The 18,960-nt window shown below is 45.1% G+C and carries 13 protein-coding genes; 6 read left to right on the forward strand and 7 right to left on the reverse strand.

Annotation, left to right across the window (positions count from 1 at the left end; translation table 11 throughout):
• Window positions 1–96: 96 nt before the first annotated feature.
• Entirely contained in the window at window positions 97–1,110 is a 1,014-nt protein-coding gene (locus tag AC3CH4_RS16625) for an alpha/beta hydrolase family protein (RefSeq protein ID WP_488544068.1), read from the forward strand.
• Between the two features lie 20 nt (window positions 1,111–1,130).
• Here the strand turns inward: AC3CH4_RS16625 and AC3CH4_RS16630 are convergent, their stop codons facing one another.
• Both AC3CH4_RS16630 and AC3CH4_RS16635 read right to left on the reverse strand, forming a co-directional pair.
• Window positions 1,131–2,201, reverse strand: a complete 1,071-nt coding sequence (locus AC3CH4_RS16630; RefSeq protein ID WP_488544069.1) for a helix-turn-helix domain-containing protein — start codon at window positions 2,199–2,201, stop codon at window positions 1,131–1,133.
• Window positions 2,202–2,311: 110 nt separating this feature from the next.
• The gene (locus AC3CH4_RS16635; protein WP_488544070.1) at window positions 2,312–3,244 is read right to left on the reverse strand and encodes a GlxA family transcriptional regulator; all 933 of its coding nucleotides are present in this window, start codon (window positions 3,242–3,244) and stop codon (window positions 2,312–2,314) included.
• Between the two features lie 89 nt (window positions 3,245–3,333).
• On the opposite strand from AC3CH4_RS16635, the gene AC3CH4_RS16640 reads away from it, so the two are divergent.
• Window positions 3,334–3,897, forward strand: coding sequence for a cysteine hydrolase family protein (locus AC3CH4_RS16640; RefSeq protein ID WP_065205822.1), 564 nt, complete (start codon window positions 3,334–3,336; stop codon window positions 3,895–3,897).
• A gap of 90 nt (window positions 3,898–3,987) precedes the next feature.
• On the opposite strand, the gene AC3CH4_RS16645 is transcribed toward AC3CH4_RS16640, so the two are convergent.
• From AC3CH4_RS16645 to AC3CH4_RS16655, 3 genes are all read right to left on the reverse strand, one after another.
• On the reverse strand, window positions 3,988–5,346 hold the full coding sequence (locus AC3CH4_RS16645) for a Na+/H+ antiporter NhaC family protein (protein WP_136982880.1): 1,359 nt from the start codon (window positions 5,344–5,346) through the stop codon (window positions 3,988–3,990).
• Between the two features lie 190 nt (window positions 5,347–5,536).
• Window positions 5,537–7,723: a malate synthase G gene (locus tag AC3CH4_RS16650; RefSeq protein WP_488544071.1), complete on the reverse strand. Its 2,187-nt coding sequence runs from the start codon at window positions 7,721–7,723 to the stop codon at window positions 5,537–5,539.
• A gap of 155 nt (window positions 7,724–7,878) precedes the next feature.
• Window positions 7,879–8,832 (reverse strand): LysR family transcriptional regulator, encoded by a 954-nt coding sequence (locus AC3CH4_RS16655; RefSeq protein WP_017077357.1) that lies wholly within the window; start codon window positions 8,830–8,832, stop codon window positions 7,879–7,881.
• A gap of 141 nt (window positions 8,833–8,973) precedes the next feature.
• Between AC3CH4_RS16655 and AC3CH4_RS16660 the strand changes: the two genes are divergently transcribed.
• A complete protein-coding gene (locus AC3CH4_RS16660) occupies window positions 8,974–10,572 on the forward strand; it encodes an isocitrate lyase (RefSeq protein WP_017085385.1) in 1,599 nt (532 codons plus the stop codon).
• Between the two features lie 232 nt (window positions 10,573–10,804).
• Complete coding sequence (locus AC3CH4_RS16665) at window positions 10,805–11,383, forward strand: hypothetical protein (RefSeq protein ID WP_171308331.1); 579 nt, start codon at window positions 10,805–10,807, stop codon at window positions 11,381–11,383.
• A gap of 118 nt (window positions 11,384–11,501) precedes the next feature.
• On the opposite strand, the gene AC3CH4_RS16670 is transcribed toward AC3CH4_RS16665, so the two are convergent.
• Both AC3CH4_RS16670 and AC3CH4_RS16675 read right to left on the reverse strand, forming a co-directional pair.
• Complete coding sequence (locus tag AC3CH4_RS16670; RefSeq protein WP_171316029.1) at window positions 11,502–11,876, reverse strand: cystatin family protein; 375 nt, start codon at window positions 11,874–11,876, stop codon at window positions 11,502–11,504.
• A gap of 263 nt (window positions 11,877–12,139) precedes the next feature.
• Window positions 12,140–14,596 (reverse strand): M9 family metallopeptidase, encoded by a 2,457-nt coding sequence (locus AC3CH4_RS16675; RefSeq protein WP_488544072.1) that lies wholly within the window; start codon window positions 14,594–14,596, stop codon window positions 12,140–12,142.
• Window positions 14,597–15,038: 442 nt separating this feature from the next.
• Here AC3CH4_RS16675 and AC3CH4_RS16680 point away from each other — a divergent pair, with 442 nt between their 5' ends.
• Both AC3CH4_RS16680 and luxN read left to right on the forward strand, forming a co-directional pair.
• Window positions 15,039–16,274: an acyl-homoserine-lactone synthase gene (locus tag AC3CH4_RS16680; RefSeq protein WP_488544073.1), complete on the forward strand. Its 1,236-nt coding sequence runs from the start codon at window positions 15,039–15,041 to the stop codon at window positions 16,272–16,274.
• The gene (luxN, locus tag AC3CH4_RS16685; protein WP_488544074.1) at window positions 16,267–18,876 is read left to right on the forward strand and encodes a quorum-sensing autoinducer 1 sensor kinase/phosphatase LuxN; all 2,610 of its coding nucleotides are present in this window, start codon (window positions 16,267–16,269) and stop codon (window positions 18,874–18,876) included. Before AC3CH4_RS16680 ends, luxN begins: the two co-directional genes overlap by 8 nt.
• The last annotated feature ends 84 nt before the right edge of the window (window positions 18,877–18,960 follow it).

Here is an 18,960-nt window from a genome sequence, read left to right on the forward strand (position 1 = left end):
CAAACACGATTTAGGGCGTCCTCGATCGTGTTTGAGGTCTCGCGCTCACTGGCTTTAGCGCATATTGGCTCCAATCACCTCAATTGGAGTTAAACCATGAAATGGATACATTTACTGTTCACATCCCTACTTTTCCTCTGCGCTTCATCCATCGCTTCCGATGTCGGATTCACTCAAGTCACCTTAACTGACGACCCTAATCGCCCGCTAAACACTGCCATTTGGTATCCCACACAAGATGTCTTAGACACAACCTTGATTGGCGATAACCCAGCCTTCATCGGCACGAAAGTCATCAAAGATGGAGAGATTCAATCAGGCATTTTTCCAGTTGTACTGCTATCACACGGCTACCGAGGAAACTGGCGAAACCAAAACTGGTTGGCGACCGAACTTGCGAGTCGTGGCTACATCGTAGCGGCCACTGACCATCCGGGAACCACCTCTTTCGACCAATCTCCAGAGCAAGCGGCCAAGTGGTGGGAGAGGCCGCGAGATATCACTCGAACCATCGATTACCTGTTAAACGAAGTTCAATGGAAGCAAGCTGTTAACGCCAACAATATCACTGCAATCGGACACTCGCTAGGAGGCTGGACAGTGATGCAATTGGCAGGAGCGAAAATAGATAGAGCGACCTTTGAAGCCGAGTGTCTTATATACCCTAACCCGCGTATCTGTGGGCTGTCTGATGAATTAGGGCTATCACAAGCCCAACCAGCTGAACCAAATGAAAAAGACCTATCAGACCCTAGAATTCAGCGCGTTGTCAGCCTTGATTTGGGGCTTGCTCGTAGCTTCTCAGTCGGCAGCTTAAATGACGTTACAGTGCCAACCTTAATATTGGCGGCTGGGATTGATATTGGGGATCTACCTCAGGCATTAGAATCTGGCTACATTGCTGAGCACATGCCTCTTAATTTAAGACGCTATAAGGTCTACGAAAGCGCTACCCATTTCAGCTTCATTCAAAGTTGCAAAGCTGGGGCGGTACCGATGCTTGAAGAAGAAGTGCCAGGCGATGGCATTATTTGTAAAGATGGCGTTGGTACATCACGCGACCAGCTACATCAATTGATCTTAAACGACATCGTTAGCTTTCTGAATTGATAAACGGAAAGCAAACACACTCAATCTAACACTTGCGGCGAACTTCGATACTCACTCGGAGTTTGCCCAGTTATCCTTGAAAACTCGCGATTGAAATTGGACTTGGTCTGAAAGCCTGAACTAAGGAAGATATCAGTTATCGCTTCATCACTTTGCATCAGGAGAGTCTTAGCGTGCTCAATTCGATAGGCGTTAATCACCTTGGAAATGTTCTGGTGGTGAGTTTGATTAACCGCAGATGATATTTTTCGAGCTGGGATACCTAGCTTTCTCGCCACTCGATTCAGGGACAAGTCAGGATCTTTGAACACCTGATGATCCTTCATTAACGCATCAAACTTAGCGACGATCTGCGTGACTTCTTTGTCTTCGTCTAAGCTCACCGTTGGTATCAATGCCTCAACTTCGTCTTGTATGCTATTTAGCGTTGAAAGTTCGCTCTGTTGTTGATTTTTTTTCGGAGTCGGAGTCGGAGACGTACTGGTACTGACAACGACCACAGCCCCAACAATTGCGGGAATAAGAACTAGGTAACCAATAGACAGAATTAAGTCGGTGTGTTGTGCGTTAAGCAGCAAAATATCATACGAGATAATGCTATCCACTAGAGCCGAAAACAGTAAGGCTATACCTGCCGTACGCTCAGCATACAAAACATTCGATACATCACTCAGCCTGACGTGCTCTGGGAAGTTAAACGATGATTTCAACAACAAGCAGCCATAGCTGAGATATAGCGAGATCAACAATAGATCAATCGTTCCATCCCAAATATACGAATAAGAAAAGGAGCCAACCAGAACAACGACTGGGCCTAAGCAATGCAAAAGAGACAAAGGTTTACTTCGATGAGCTCCCGCAAAGCAGAGCCATGCAGCCACCGGTACACTTGCCCCTAGAACCGGTTGTAAGAAACGGAACAGTGCAATATCAAACGTCCAACGTAGCCCAACGACAGTAATCATCAACGCACACAACATAATAAACCAAAACGGTTTTTGGCTTGTCTGTGGGTAACGATATCTAAGTAAAACAGCCGTGACGCATAACAGCAGAGCTGCAATAAATGGTAGGGGAATGGCGAGCATCAAAATTCCATTTAGGTTCGGGGGAAGATGATTTCAATATCACGTCACATATTCCGTAAGTAAACCATTGAATCAATGCGAGTGATAAGTATTGAGTATCAATCTATGGTAAATCATTCCTCAGAGAGAAATCTAGAACGAAATCTTGATGGTGTTAAGCCAATGATTTTCATAAAGACCTTACGGAAGCTATTTACGTCCTCATAACCAACTAGGTAGCTGATCTGCTCAACCGGTTTATGAGAGCTTTCCAATAACTCGCATGCACTTTGAATACGTACGTGTTGGATATAGTTAATCGGCGTAAAACTGGTCGCCTTGGTAAATTGACGAATAAAGGTTCTTCGAGTCATAAACGCTTCTTCAGCCAATTGATCAAGAGACAACGAAAGGTGATGGTTCTTTTGAATAAAACGTTGCACCGACACAATTTTTTCATTGCCGTGAGCATAGTTCGGCACAAAGCTCTGATAGTAACGTTGCTCTCTCAACCCCGTATCAAGCACCAAATATTTACCTAGATTACGAGTGTTGGTCGGTGTCGTGTATTTGGTCAGGATAAACAAAGCGAGATCCATCCACGACATCAAACCACCAGCGGTCATCACATCCGCATCATCAATCAAGATTTTGTCGATATCGACTGCGATCTGTGGGTAAAGCTCCGTAAACTTCTGCTGCGCTTGCCAGTGCGTGGTCACGGTTCGCCCTTCTAACAAACCTGTTTTTGCCAAAATGAACACGCCTGCACAAGCTGAGCAAAGGATCACCCCCCTTTGGTGAGACTCAATCAGGTACTCAAGCAAGGCGTCACTCGGATCTAGATAGTAACAACCATCTAAATTCGGTGGGAGTATGATGATATCGGCGTTCGACACGCTAACACTGTCATGCGCTTGGATCTGAACGTTGAATTGAGTCTTCTCAGCCGAAGGGTCAAGAGAATTTGCCATCTGCAGAAACTCTTTCACTCCAAACACGGCACTTTGCAAAGAACCCGGATAGTCGATGATTTCGACCATTACTGATTTTGTCACTATTGCCATAGAGTCTGTCATTTTTGACGTGCGATAAAAACTACAGAGTATTCATAATATCCCTACACCGCAACACACTAAATACAAAGGTATAGACTATGAAGAACACAGCCCTGCTACTTATCGACTTTCAAAATGACTATTTCCCTTCATACGAGGGTGCAAAATGGGCGTTGTCTGAAACAGAGAAAGCAGCCGAAAAAGGTGCACAGTTATTATCCGCTTTCAGAGACAAGCAACTTCCTGTGGTTCATGTACGTCATGAGTTTCCGACGAATGATGCTCCTTTCTTCTTGCCAAAATCAGACGGTGCTCAAATCCACAGCAGCGTGACTCCGCTAGAAGGTGAACCTGTTATCGTAAAGCATCAAATCAATAGCTTTAGAGACACTGAACTGAGCAAGGTGCTAAAAGAGCGAGGTGTTGAAAAACTGATTATCGTTGGCGCAATGAGCCACATGTGTATTGATGCTGTGACTCGTGCAGCAACCGATTTGGGCTATGAATGCCACGTAGCGCATGATGCTTGCACAACCTTAGACATGGAGTTCAATGGCGTTAAGGTTCCAGCAGCGCATGTCCATGCCGCATTCATGGCTGCACTAAGCTTTGGTTATGGCAACGTTGCAACAGCAAACGAGCTTGAGAGCCTACTTAAATAAAGCTAAAAATCAAAAGCCAGCTTCTGAACAATTCTTGTGGATACAAAAAAGGCGCCAATTACGGCGCCTTCTCATTAAGATCTATTTTTACTAAGCTTGAGCCACTTGACGTGCTGGATGTTTGATAAACACAGCTACCACAGCAACGACTGCAAGCGCGAAACAGTAGTAAGAATTAGCCACTATATCCAAAGGCGATAAGTTAAATACCGAACCTAATAGCAATACCTGTGCACCGTAAGGCAATACGCCTTGAATCACACAAGAGAAGATATCCAATAAGCTGGCAGAGCGACGTGGAGAAACGTTATTTTCTTCAGCTAATTGGCGAGCCACACTACCAGACACAATAATCGCTACCGTGTTGTTTGCAGTACATAGGTTCACCATAGATACCAAGCCCGCAATACCCAACTCACTCGCACGGCCATTCGCTTGCTTAGAGTGTGAAGAGCCAAACGCACGAATCACACCACTTACTAAGCTAGTCAGGAACGCCAATCCACCTTGACGACGCATGAGCTCACTCAAACCGCCAATCAGCATCGACAATAAGAAAATCTCCTGCATGTTGCCGAAGCCTGCGTAGATGTCTTGAGCGTAATCCGTCATACCGTAGTTCTCAACAGAACCTAGGCTTACGCCACCCGCCAGCAAGATACCAATCGTCAGCACAACGAATACATTCATACCCGATACAGCAAGAATCAAAATAGTGATGTACGGAAGGACTTTCAGCCACTCGATTGGGCCCGTTTCAGGCACTTGAGTTGCCGTGCTGTTGAAAGCAAAGATAACAATCGCGATAAGAGCAGCAGGCAGTGCAATGCGGATGTTCTCTTTAAACTTGTCTCTCATCTCACAGCCTTGCGAGCGTGTCGCGGCAATCGTGGTATCAGAGATGATAGAAAGGTTGTCACCAAACATCGCGCCACTTAAAACAACACCAGCCGTCAGTGGAATGCTCATGCCTGCTGAATCTGCAATGCCTAGTGCCACAGGGGCAACCGCAGCGATAGTACCCATTGAGGTGCCCATTGCTGTCGCGATGAAAGCTGAAATTAGGAAGATACCCGGTAGGATCATGCTTGTTGGAATCGCCGATAACCCTAGGTTTACGGTCGCGTCAACGCCACCAGACGCTTTAGCCACAGCCGCAAAAGCACCCGCCAATAGGTAGATCATACACATTGCGATAATGTCTTTGTGACCGACTCCACCTAAGAACTGTTCGATAGCACGGTTCAATTTATCTTTGCTTAGCAACAACGCTAGCATCACCGCAGGTAAAGCTGCAATCGGAGCTGGAAGCTGATAGAAAGCAAAATCGACGCCTTGCAGTGACAAGTACGTACCTACGCCAATAAACAGCGCTAGGAACACGATCAGAGGGATAAGCGCAACTGCCGAAGGGGCAATTACCGCATTAGAATTTTTTGAATTGGACATGGAACGACAACACAATAGAACAGGAAGATGAGCAGACTAATGTCACACTTAAGGCTTGTCAACGTCTAGACGTCTAAACACCCAAATTAATGCAAAGTAATAAGCACGCCATTGAACATAAAAAAAGCCGCGCTAAATTAGCGCGGCACCTTGGGCTCGGTTCAAATAGGGGTATTTCTTTTTTTATTATTTATTGTGCAGTTCCTTTCAGCTTCAGTCGCATCGCATGCAGCACTGGTTCAGTGTAACCACTTGGTTGAGCACAACCTTCGAATACCAACTGACACGCTGCTGAAAAGGCAATGCTGCTTTCAAAGTCAGGTGCCATATTGCGGTAGCTCGGGTCGCCAGCATTTTGCTCATCAACCACTGCGGCCATGCGCTTCATGGTTTTCATTACTTGGGCTTCATTACAAATTCCATGACGTAACCAGTTCGCAATGTGTTGGCTCGAAATACGCAGCGTAGCGCGGTCTTCCATCAAACCTACATCGTTAATATCTGGCACCTTAGAACACCCGACGCCTTGGTCAATCCAACGCACTACATAACCAAGAATACCTTGCGTATTGTTGTCCAATTCGTTTTGGATATCTTGAGCGGTCAGCTTTTGATTACCTAGCAATGGGATAGTAAGAATATCGTCAACATTTGCTCTCACTCGCTCACGAAGCTCTTTCTGACGACTTGGTACACTCACCTTGTGATAGTGCAGAGCATGCAAAGTCGCGGCAGTTGGAGAAGGAACCCAAGCAGTATTTGCGCCCGCTTGAGGATGTCCGATTTTCGCGTCCATCATCTTCGCCATATTGTCTGGCTCTGGCCACATACCTTTACCAATCTGGGCTTTACCTTGCAGGCCACAAGCTAAGCCAAGATCAACGTTCTGATCTTCGTATGCGCCAATCCAAGTCATGGTTTTCAGCTGTGTTTTAGGAGCGAATGGTCCTGCTTCCATACTGGTGTGAATCTCATCACCCGTTCGGTCTAAGAACCCTGTGTTGATGAACACAACACGATCTTTAGCCGCGCGAATACACTCTTTCAAGTTCACAGAGGTACGACGCTCTTCGTCCATGATGCCGACTTTGATCGTGAATCGATCTAGCCCTAATGCATCTTCAATGCGACCAAACAGCTCATTGGTGAACGCGACTTCTTCAGGACCATGCATCTTAGGTTTTACAATATTGATGCTGTTCGCGGTCGAGTTTTGGTACGCGCTGTTGCCTTTTAAATCATGCATCGCGATTAGTGAAGTGACCATGCCATCCATAATGCCTTCAGGGACTTCGTTACCGTCTGCATCAATAATGGCAGGGTTTGTCATCAGGTGGCCCACATTGCGTATGAACAACATGCTGCGACCTTTCAGCGAGATCTCGCCTCCCGTCACGCTAGTGTATTGGCGGTCTGGATTAAGATTACGAACGATGGTTTTGCCGTTTTTCTCTAGCGACTCTTGTAAGTCACCTTTCATCAAGCCTAACCAGTTACGGTAAGCCAATGCTTTATCTTCACCATCGACCGCAGCGACCGAGTCTTCGCAATCCATAATCGTAGTCAGTGCCGATTCTACCAGCACATCTTTAATACCAGCTACATCGACGCTACCAATCGGAGCGCTTGGGTCAATTTGAATTTCAATATGTAGATTGTTGTGTTTCAGCAGAATGCTTGAAGGGGCACTCGCATCACCTTGATAACCAATGAACTGGTTGCGATCAATCAGGGTGACTTCTTCGCCGTTATCTAAGGTCGCTGTCAGTGTATTGCCAATGCTGACGTTGCTGATGCTGTATTTGGTGACGTCTTTATGAGAGACACCGTTTAACGGTGCAGCGTCATCAAGGAAACCTCGAGCGTAGCTCACCACTTTAGCACCACGTACCGGGTTAAAGCTTCCGCCCTTTTCCGCGCCGTCACTTTCACTGATGACATCGGTTCCGTAGAGCGCATCGTATAAACTGCCCCAACGTGCGTTGGCCGCGTTAAGTGCAAAACGTGCATTCATAATAGGTACAACAAGCTGCGGACCCGCTTGTGTTGCAATTTCAGGCTCAACGCTGGCGGTCGTTACTTGAAAGTCATCACCCTCAGGAACTAGGTAGCCAATCTGCTGTAAGAACTGTTTGTACTCGGCCGCATCTAGTGTTTGTCCCGCACGCTCTTGGTGCCAAACGTCAATTTGATGTTGAAGATCTTCACGCTTGATAAGCAGTGCGCGGTTCTTGGGAGCCAAGTCTTCAAGGATAGTTGCAAATGATTGCCAAAAGTCTTCAGCGACAATGCCTGTTCCAGGAATTACCTGCTCATTAATTAATTGGTAGAGGGTGCTATCAATGTTCAAGCTTCCCTGTTGAATACGACTGCTCATAAAATCTCTCTCAAACTAACTGATGGCTACTCAATAAATTTTCGTGACTAGCTCAAATTTACGTTACTAGATTAAACTTACGCAACGGACATAAATTTAGCTAATTTATGCCAGTTATACTGGATATTCACAAAAAAAATACCCTACAAACTGTGTTATTCCGTCACGCCACTCTCGATTTCATTAGCGACACTTTTAATCAAGCGACGCATCCACTGATGGTCTGGATTGGTTTGTAACAATGGACTCCACGCCATCTTCACCTCAAAGGGTTCAATCGCAAATGGCGCAGGCTTGATCAACAATCTAGGGTTATTGCGCTGCAGTTGAGCCGCTTTGGTTGGAATGGTCAGGATCAGATTCTTTTGTTGTGCGAAGAGAATCGCCGACAAATAGTGTCGAGTAAACACCGTGATATTGCGCGTTTTACCAATGCGCATTAATGCTTCATCTATCCAACCTAGCTTTTGCGCCTCGCTTGGGTTGATCCCAACTCCGGTTCCCATTCCGGTCTTACTTACCCAGATATGTTGCGCCTTTAGATAAGACAAAATATCGAAGTTGTCGGCTATTGGGTTATCACAGCTAAATAAGCAAGAGAACCCGTCGTGCCAAAGGCTCATCTGGTGGAACGACTGTGGAATATCGTCAAAACGGTTGATGATAATATCAACAGTGCCTTGCTCTACATCCTGATAACTCACGTCACTTGGCGTCATGATATCCAGTCGTATTTTCGGCGCGATCTCGCTTAACCTTTTCAGAAGGGGTTGAATAATGGTCGACTCAGCATAGTCACTCGCCATGATACGAAACACGCGTTCACTGTCTTCTGCATTAAATTCCGTGGTCGGCTGCAGTGTCTTCTCTACATTAACCAAGATGTTTCGAATCAATGGCTGCAACTTATGTGCTCGCTCGGTCGGTATCATCCCTTCACTGGTTCTCACCAATAGCGGATCTTCAAACAGATCACGCAATCGGCGTAGGCCATTACTCATGGCTGGCTGAGTAATACCCAGTTGATTTGCTGCACGCGTTACGTTTCTTTCACGTAGCAACATGTCTAAATACACAAGTAAATTAAGGTCTACACGAGCAATATTCATAAGAAAAATACCGAACATAATAACTATAAATTAACAAAATTATCACATACATGGTTATTCTTTGTCCATGGTTAGATTTAATCCAAATCAAATGACCTCGCCAAATTGGCCAACATGTCCACGTGAAACTAAGGAATAGTTATGTCGCAAATTACACAAGATATCGAAAAGATTGAAGTTGCAAAAAGCGCTGCTGGTGCTCCATGGGATGCAATTAACCCTGAATCTGCAGCCCGTATGCGAGCTCAAAACAAATTCAAAACAGGTCTGGATATTGCGCAATACACGGCAGATATTATGCGTGCAGACATGGCGGCTTACGACGAAGACAGCTCTCAATACACTCAGTCTCTGGGTTGCTGGCATGGTTTCATCGGCCAACAAAAGCTGATTTCGATTAAAAAGCACTTTGATGGCAAGACAGACCGTCGTTACCTATACCTTTCAGGTTGGATGGTCGCGGCACTTCGCTCTGATTTTGGTCCACTTCCAGACCAATCAATGCATGAGAAAACCTCGGTTGCAGGCCTAGTAGAAGAGCTATACACCTTCCTACGCCAAGCAGATGCTCGTGAACTAGGTGGTTTGTTCCGTCAGCTAGACGCGGCACGTGAAGCTGGCGATGTGAATCTACAAGACCGAATCCAAGACAAAATCGACAACCACGTAACACACGTAGTGCCAATTATTGCCGATATCGATGCAGGTTTCGGTAACGCAGAAGCGACTTACCTAATGGCTAAGCAGATGATTGAAGCAGGCGCATGTTGTCTACAAATCGAAAACCAAGTAGCCGATGAGAAGCAATGTGGTCACCAAGACGGCAAAGTAACGGTTCCTCATGCTGACTTCCACGCAAAACTTCGCGCACTTCGTTACGCTTTCCTTGAACTAGGCATCGACAACGGCGTTATTGTTGCTCGTACCGATTCACAAGGTGCTGGTCTAACAAAAGAAATCGCAGTAGTGAAAGAACCTGGCGACCAAGGTGATATCTACAACTCATACCTAGATGTTGAAGAGATCGATGTTGCTGATATGGCTGAAGGCGATGTTTGCTTCAACCGTGACGGCAAGCTAGTTCGACCTAAGCGTTTGCCTTCAGGCTTATACCAATTCCGCGAAGGTACAGGTGAAGACCGCTGTGTATTCGACTGTATTGAAGCAATCAACGCAGGTGCTGACCTTCTTTGGATTGAGACTGAAAAACCACACATTGGTCAAATCAAAGAGATGATGGACGGCGTACGTGAAGTTCACCCTAACGCTAAGCTGGTATACAACAACTCTCCATCATTCAACTGGACGCTAAACTTCCGTCAACAAGCATACGATGCACTGGCAGCAGAAGGTAAAGATGTATCAGCTTACGACCGTGCAAACCTAATGAGTGCGGAATACGACGAAACGGAACTGTCTGCAAGCGCTGACGAAAAAATTCGCACATTCCAAGCCGATGCATCACGTGAAGCGGGTATTTTCCACCACTTGATTACACTACCTACATACCACACTGCAGCGCTGTCTACTGACAACCTTGCGAAAGAGTACTTCGGTGACCAAGGCATGTTGGGTTACGTTGCGAATGTTCAACGTAAAGAAATCCGCCAAGGCATTGCATGTGTTAAACACCAAAACATGTCTGGTTCAGACATGGGTGATGACCACAAAGAGTACTTTGCTGGTGAGAATGCACTAAAAGCAGCAGGTGAAGCGAATACATCGAATCAATTTGATTAATCGCTAACACTTTTGATTAATCGCTAAGACTAAAGCCTCCCCCGCCCTTCTCTCTTACTTAGGTAAGAGCCGGGGGAAGGCTTTGAGATAAAGCTACTACTGCCAGCTTTATCTCAAAGCCTCAGATTTGTGTTCCACACCACGGTTAACCGAACAACTTCTGTTTAAGCTAACTGTATCCATATTTGTTCAGATTCATATTTGTTGAGATTCTTATTTTTTGAGAGTGCCTATGACTTCAATTCCGACACACCTACAAGATGCAAAAACACTGTTATCAGAAAATGGTTTCGCAACGGGTGATACTTGGTATCACGGCACATCTTCAGCTTTACTCGCGTCTATTCAAGGTCAAGGGCTTAAGCGCTCTGGAGACAAAGCGCTCAATGAAGCAGCTTCAAAAACCATGGCGACCATCGGTAACAACTACACCGAATCGGTTGAACCAGTGTTTCTCACCCAGAGCAAAGAACTGGCGTATTACTGGGCTCAGCAAACCATTCGCGAGCGCAGCACTCGTTTTGAGGGTGAAGAGCAACCTATCGTGTTAGCCGTCAATCTATCTGAAAAACAACAAGCCAAAGTAAGACCGGACGTTGGCGCAATGAGCCTGTTGATGATGAGTGTTGGCGAGCAATTCATGTCTCACCTCACCGAGATCTATCAAGAGAACAACATTGCAGGCCCCGACATCGAGCTTCGCACAGCCGATCGTATGGACTATCTGAATAAACTTGGGATGGCCTACATTGATGAAGACATCAGCCGAGCTTGTGTTCAAGAGTTATTGGAACCTGAACTGACCAGCTAATACCGTTCAATCAACCGACCTTAATTAGAATTAAAAATGGCTCCCAATACGAAGCCATTTCTACTTTCTGTATACAAACATAAGTTACCTAAAAATATAGGTATTGAAAATATCTATACTATAGACACAGACGGCCTTGCTGCGCAGCTTGCATCATTTCGATATCACCTTGTAGCGAACGATAAACGACGGTATTCCACACCTCACCATTATCCATTTCAAACTCGATAGCATAGTTCAAACCGGCGACGACCTGAGTTCGAACACTCAAGATTTGTTTGAGCTCGGCAGCGATATTCATTTGACCAAGAACCACGTTTAAAGCTTGCTCAGCTTGAGGTGTGATATCACTTTTCGACCAACCGCCAGTAAGATTCTGAGTACTACAGATTGGATTCGCTTTCTCTTGTGATTGAGTCATCACTTCGCCCTTCTGACTGCATCCAGCTAAAACTACGACACCTACCAAAGTAACCAATAATGCTTTTCTCATAAATCCTCACTAAATAATTCATTCAGCCATTAACGAGTGCTTACACTCAATAGTGTTTCATATGCCTTCAAGATTAAACCTCAAATGTCATCACTTCATCAGGAATCATGGTGTCGCTAATCCATAAACACAGAACTGTGTCAGAAAAAACAAAGCCGGACATTCATGCCTAGCTTTTATCCACCGGATATTGTGACCCTTTATAGGAGTAACATTTTAGATGGTGCTATTTGTTAATGCCATTTTATCTAGTGCTATGTTGGTTAATGAAAGTACACCAACATCTCGACATCATCTCCTTGCTGTTCAGCACTAAGTAAGAAGTGCACATAGCCTTCCTCTGTTACAGGGATTTGTAGATACTCATTGCTACTACGGTAATCAGACGCATAGTCATGTTGTCCTGCCGTTGGCCAATATGAGTGACTGGCGAACAGATCGACGTTGCCTCGACTTGGTTTCTCTGTATTCTTATCGTTCAACCACACTCGAACCTCTTGTACGCCTTGTGGAACATAAATCGCGGCATAACGTCGCTGGTGCACAGTCAATACTTGAGCCTGACCGGACTCCAATACTACAGGCGTTAAATCATCTTGTTCTTGGATTGGTGGTGTTGGCGTTTTTGTCTCTACGGATGCCACCAGCGTCACATCACTAAAATCGGTGCGACCCGCAATACTCATGTAGTAACGTCCCGGTTTGATATAACCTGATGTCTCTGGTTCAAACGTCACATGCTCATTGCTGCCGTTGCCATATTGGCTGAATTCAAAATCATAGTAATGCGCCTCTTTGCCGTAACTCATATAGAGGTCAGCATCACCTTGGCTTTGGCCCAGAACATTACCTTCAATCGAAACCTCAAAATGCGTGGTGTTCTCTGGTACATCAATGTAGAAAAGCTGTTCGCTATAAGCCGTGCCGGTTAACAGCACATCTTGGTTTGAGACAAGCACAGTGACTTGATCTGTCGGCTCAGTGGGATCAGTCGGCTCTCCTGGGTTAGGATCTGGATTTGGTATTTCTGATTCAGTTGAAACTGATTCTAACCAACGTTCAAACTCACCATTGTATTGCTGACCCAACACTTTTACCTGTTGCGCCCATTCGGAAAACTGGCCAGAGCGAGACAGTGCCAATAAGCTTTGCACGTCTTGCGGGTGTTCTTCCATCATAAAGCGCACCGCTAAGTAACCCCATCGGTAGATACGATTAGAATCGTGGGAGTTAGTGGTCGCAAACACATCCGACAGACTCATTTCTCCACTAGCAATCAAATTAATCGCGGCATCGTAGCCTTGCTGGTAATGCATGAACTCTGCAAAACCTTCTAGCCACCACACGACGTAGCCATGCGCCAAATTGTCGTTAAACGAACCATATTGGTTAAAGCGAGCATCCAGATAGTGTGTGTATTCATGTTCAAGATTAAGAACAGAGAGGTCATCGCCATTGGCGTAACGGTAAGCAACGAAACGCGCCACGTTCCCCACCTCTGCAGGGTTACCCTCTAAGTACTGACCACCGTTATCGGTCGTATTTCCAAACAAGAATGCAGAGTAATCAGTGTAACTGCCTTTACTGCCAAATACCGCCACTTCAACGCGGTTGTTGTTATCGTTGGCGACAGGTTGTTGGCCCGTATTCGCGACCTGGTGGAAATCGGCCTCTTTAACGGCCAACACATTACAAGCTTCCATCGCTTGTGCTTGCGTTAAATCTTGTGAGCGGATAATTGCAGGCCCTTGACACTCATGACGATTGGGAAGTACACGCATTGCTAAATCACGTTTTGCTTGCTCTAGATCTAGCCCATTTAGGCCCTCTGGCGCAAAGTAACTCATCATCTCGACCGCCGCTAACCAAAGCTTATCGTGTTCGCTGCCCAGTGGGTTTTGCACCATCACTTGCTGCATGACTTGCAGAGCTTTGTTTTTGGTGGCTTTGTCTGGGCTTGCCAACAAACGACCTGTTTCACGGACTGCGTTATAAACAAGAAAGCCGGCATCAGTATCCAGTGCCCATGAGTTATCACGAGCGAACGCTGCAAGTGTATCAATATGTTGAGAATTGCTTGCCATGTAATCATAAAAATCATCTCTAGCCGCATGACCAGCCATTGCTCGAAACAGATTGTTTAGCCCGTCGACCCATTGTGAGTCTTGCGCGGTCTCTCTATTGAAGTGACTCAGTGCCGCAAGTTGTGCATCCATTGTGAGTGGCAGTTGCTTTACGTTATCAACCATTAGCGTCAGGCTTTTCATTGCTCCAACTTGTTCACGACCTTGGTCTAGCGCAGTAGGATTAGCTAAGAAGGCAATGGTTGACTGAGCAAACCGCTGGCTCAACGCTTCACCGAAGTCTTGTGCTTGCGCGTTATAGCGAACGTAATAAGCCGCACGAACAAACTCGCCAAGGTTTTCGAGTTTACGAGCTTGTTCTTCTTCACCTCGATAACGGACAATTTCTAGGTTCAGCTTGGCTTGAATGCGGCTTAAGCTCACTTCACTGTAAATATTGTTTAATGCATTCTCAGATGCAGAGAACCAAGAACTATAGCAACTGTAGTCCGCCGTAGAGACAGAAAGAGCGAGATCAGAGGCCAACTTAAGATCAGAAACATCACATTGATTTTCGGCAAAAGAGAAACTGGAAACACCAGCAAGCACACAAGCGATCGCCAAACGATGACATGGGAATAAACAGGTATGAGACATACAACACTCATTAGTTAATTATATATTTTGGGTCGCCGTTATATTCCTTACGATTAATAAGGTGAATTCAGTTGCTTATGATTTATGAGGTTGGTTCAAAAAATAGATATTTTGCGTTATTTTATAAATTTAAAGGTTTATGCTCGACAAGAACTCATAAGCTCAAAACACTATCGAACAACACAAGCTACTGATAATAAGGTATTTTATTTGATCATTAATTGATTTAGATATGGCAAGGCTATGTTGTTAAGGATGACCGCAAGTAGTAAACTTGCGACCGGTTATGCAACTTGTCTCTCAAGTCATAGGCTCAAGTAACGTTACGGCAGACTCGCTCCAAGTAACATGACTCAAAAAATACTAAAAAATTTGTGTCCTGTAGACAGTGCAAATCGAATAAAAATAATTATATAAACCTAGGCTAGGTTCGGTTAATCAAATGAAAATAACGTCGTCTTTAGGCTCACTGTTGGCTAGCAGTCTGTCTATCGAAAAAAAACAGCGAGCGCTGATAGAGCTCGTTATCAGTACTTATCAGCCACAAGAGCGCACTGCTCTTTTCCAAAGCGTGACTGAATATCGTAGAAGCCAATTAGAATTGCTTTTCCCTGAGCATCAAAACAAAAGCTATTCGGTATTGTTTGAGGTGATGGACTACCGCGATCTGATTCTGCGCTATCCAACTACACTATCTACAGAGGTTGCTCTTCTAGAGCAGGCCGCAGGGCAGTGCTATATGCATTGGCTAGATTTCTGGTGTGAGTGCGAAATTGCTGCGATCAAAGCAAAATCGCCATTGAATACCAAGTCCCCTTCTCCTGTCGATCTGCCCATTAAAGATAGTGCCTACTACGGTGCCATCATTGAACAGATAGAGAATGATCAGCTTATGGTGCAAACACCCTGTCACCCTCAAGCTATGCCAATCAGTGATGCCATCGCGTTAAGTAATCTTGAGGTGTTCATCAAGGGAGAGAAATGGTTTGAGATGCTACCTTTACTCCACCTTTCACAAACGGGTAAGCACTTTATTTTACTCAAACACCCGACCGATGAAACTTTCCCAACCCTAGTTTCTTCTGCGTTAATTCAAGATTGGTCTAAGAATGAAACTTGGTTAAGTTACGCGCCACCGTTCAGCAATGAACAATGGCAATACTGTTTACCCGATCATGGTTACGATGATTTGGCTGAGTTACAGATATTCACACCGTCTACACTGTCAAAATGTCATTCTCTCCTAGAATTTGATAATAAGTTTCAGTTACAATTGTCTGACAAAAGTGCCATATGTGAAGTGCTCCGCCTGACAGTAAGCGGTAATACTCAACAAAGACTCTATTTCCTCTATCTCGCCCAAAAAGAACTAATGAGTGTATTGCACCAAGTAGGGTACAAAATCGGCTTCACCATTATCGAGCAGCCTTTCATGCTCCAGTTTTATCAAGCTACCGATCCCAAAGCGTATTTCCATTCCGGATATTGCGAGTTAAATGATGACGGTACAACCATTTATCGTGGATTGTGGAATTTCGAAGTGATGGTCAAAGTATTTAATAACACCGATTTTCGTCGCTACAAACGCGCAGTGCGTGAGAGTAGAAAGCTAGGCTCAGCAGAAAAAGTAAACTCGATAGAAAAACTAAGTTCGGTAAAAAGAGATGAACATGTTTGATTTCGGCCTAGAGGCGATCATCTATGCCAAAGCAATAACGCTTCTTATGACGGCAGCAATCGTAGTAATGTGGTTACTCTACTATTGCTATCGTCTGAAGCAAAAAAATGAAGCCATCGCGGGCACGCACCATGTGCCTTACATTGCTTACTCGGTTTGCATTGTTGCGTGGATCAGCAGCAACGCGTATTTCCATACCGACTTATTATCGGAGCTTGGCGCTTCGGCCGCAGTGTTGGCGGCAAAATTTGCCAATCTCGCCTCTTTCTTTGCGTTTGCATTTGCCTACTACTTCTCGTGTCAGCTCGCAGCCGAGCAACGCAATGGTAAAGTACACATATGGCAACAGGCTATTTTTGTCGGATCATCAGTCTATGCCCTCTTTATTAATTTAAGTCCGGGGTTAACCGTTGAACACGTCGACATTGTTGGCCCAAGCCAATTCGTTATTGAGTTTGGTCCTCATACGCCATATTTCTTTATCGGACTGGTGAGCTTTGTTGTCCTGACCTTAACCAACCTTGTGGCCATGCGAGCTAATAGCAGCAAACTCATACTCGCCAAAACCAGTTACATGATTGCGGGCATCTTAGTTTTCATGCTTTCTACCGCAACCATTCACCTTGGCATGACATACTTCATGCATGATTTCTCACTAACCTGGTTACCACCAGCGTTGTCCATTAGTGAGATGCTGTTCGTTGGTTATGCTCTGCTGACCTCTCGCTTCTACAGTGTTAAATACCTAGCTTATATGAGCCTTAACGCGCTATTGGTGTGTGCAATTTTAGTGATACCTTTCGGCGCAATATTCATCCCATTGACCGACAACAACCAATGGCTAATCGCAATACCTATCTGTGCGCTTATCGGCATCACTTGGCATGTACTCTACAAACGCGTGAGCCATTACGCCTCTTTATTGGTTTACAGAAACAAGAAAACGCCTGTACAGCAAATCCTTGCTTTAGAAGAAGACTTCAAACTATCTATTGATGACGCGATGCGTCGCTTGGGTAACCTACTGCAAATTCCAGAGGACAAATTGCGCCTCGTTAACAGCAACTACAACGAGACCTTCTACGAAGACTACCTTTCAACAAATAAGTCCGTTTTGTTATTCGATGAACTTTCTGAAGAGTTAGATTACGCAGAGCCCACGAAAAGCTCGATCAAGGCGCTTTATGACAAGATGAGCTCAAATAACACAGCCTTAGTTATGCCTTTGTTTGGTCAAGGACAGTCTGTCTCGCACTTATTGATATCATCACACAAGAGCAACGACCAGATGTTTTCTAATGAAGAGATCTTGGCACTGCAAACCCTGTTAACTCGTGTGCAAAGTACCATCGAAGCTGATAGACGCATTCGTCAAAGCCGAGCACTAGCGAACTCAATTGCTCATGAGATGCGTAACCCGCTCGCTCAAGTACAATTGCATTTTGAAGTACTCAAGCAGCACATTGATAACCAAGCACCAGCAAAACAAATACTGCTTGATATTGAGAACGGCCAAGCTGCCATTCAACGTGGGCGACAATTGATTGACATCATCTTGCGTGAGGTCAGTGACAGCTCACCGGAGCATGGGCCGGTTGCGATGACCTCTATTCACAAAGCTGTGGATCAGGCAGTAAGCCAATACGGTTTTGAAAACGAGAAGATTATTGAGCGAATTCGTTTACCACAACATGCTGATTTTGTCGCAAAGCTCAATGAGACCTTATTCAATTTTGTCATTTTCAACCTGATACGTAATGCGATCTACTACTTTGACTCTTATCCAGACAGCCAAATTGAGATCAGCACCAAAACTGGGGCTTACGAGAACGTCCTCACATTCCGTGATACTGGCCCCGGCATTGACGAAGCCATCGTTCATAAGATCTTTGATGACTTCTTCTCTTACCAAAAAAGCGGTGGTAGTGGATTAGGTTTAGGCTACTGCCAACGTGTGATGCGTTCATTTGGTGGCAAAGTTGAATGCCATTCCAAACTTGGCGAGTTTACTGAGTTCCATCTGTACTTCCCTGTTGTGCCCAATGCACCCAAAGCAGACGCACTTCGTACACCTTACTTCAATGATTGGAAAAGTAACCAAGCCGCAACTGAAAACAAAACCAACGTAGACGCTAAGCCAGACAACCAAGCGGCAACGCAAAATTCAGAACCAACAAGCACGCTAACCCCAGGGAATCATTTGGCTCCAACCGTACTGATCGTCGATGATAAAGAAGTACAACGCACGCTTGTTCAAATGTACCTGAGTCGACTTGGCGTAAATAGCTTGCAAGCCAAAAACGGGGAAAATGCTGTCGATCTGTTCAGATCACACAAAGTTGATTTGATCTTAATGGACGTGCAAATGCCTGTAATGAATGGCTTTGATGCAAGCCAGATCATCAAAGCGCGCTCACCTCAAACGCCAATCATTGCACTGTCTGGGGAATCCGGGCAACACGAACTGGACATGATCAGCAGGTTAATGGATGGTCGCCTAGAGAAGCCAACCTCTTTGAAAGCACTGCAACATGTACTCGATAACTGGTTGAAGAAAGACATGAGATCGAACGTTTCTAAAGAAACACAAAGTGAAGACTAGATGCAATACAGCCGCTGATCCTATGAGAACAACGACTCGAGAAGTAAACCAGCAATTGGACAACCCAGTGATTAATCAAAAATC

It is taken from the genome of Vibrio sp. QJM3NY_26, from assembly GCF_057786005.1.

Coding starts and splice junctions, on each gene's coding strand:
- AC3CH4_RS16625 (WP_488544068.1), top strand. CDS start 97: ATGAAATGGATACATTTACTGTTCACATCCCTACTTTTCCTCTGCGCT.
- AC3CH4_RS16635 (WP_488544070.1), bottom strand. CDS start 3,244: ATGGCAATAGTGACAAAATCAGTAATGGTCGAAATCATCGACTATCCG.
- AC3CH4_RS16640 (WP_065205822.1), top strand. CDS start 3,334: ATGAAGAACACAGCCCTGCTACTTATCGACTTTCAAAATGACTATTTC.
- AC3CH4_RS16645 (WP_136982880.1), bottom strand. CDS start 5,346: ATGTCCAATTCAAAAAATTCTAATGCGGTAATTGCCCCTTCGGCAGTT.
- AC3CH4_RS16650 (WP_488544071.1), bottom strand. CDS start 7,723: ATGAGCAGTCGTATTCAACAGGGAAGCTTGAACATTGATAGCACCCTC.
- AC3CH4_RS16655 (WP_017077357.1), bottom strand. CDS start 8,832: ATGAATATTGCTCGTGTAGACCTTAATTTACTTGTGTATTTAGACATG.
- AC3CH4_RS16660 (WP_017085385.1), top strand. CDS start 8,974: ATGTCGCAAATTACACAAGATATCGAAAAGATTGAAGTTGCAAAAAGC.
- AC3CH4_RS16665 (WP_171308331.1), top strand. CDS start 10,805: ATGACTTCAATTCCGACACACCTACAAGATGCAAAAACACTGTTATCA.
- AC3CH4_RS16670 (WP_171316029.1), bottom strand. CDS start 11,876: ATGAGAAAAGCATTATTGGTTACTTTGGTAGGTGTCGTAGTTTTAGCT.
- AC3CH4_RS16675 (WP_488544072.1), bottom strand. CDS start 14,596: ATGTCTCATACCTGTTTATTCCCATGTCATCGTTTGGCGATCGCTTGT.
- AC3CH4_RS16680 (WP_488544073.1), top strand. CDS start 15,039: ATGAAAATAACGTCGTCTTTAGGCTCACTGTTGGCTAGCAGTCTGTCT.
- luxN (WP_488544074.1), top strand. CDS start 16,267: ATGTTTGATTTCGGCCTAGAGGCGATCATCTATGCCAAAGCAATAACG.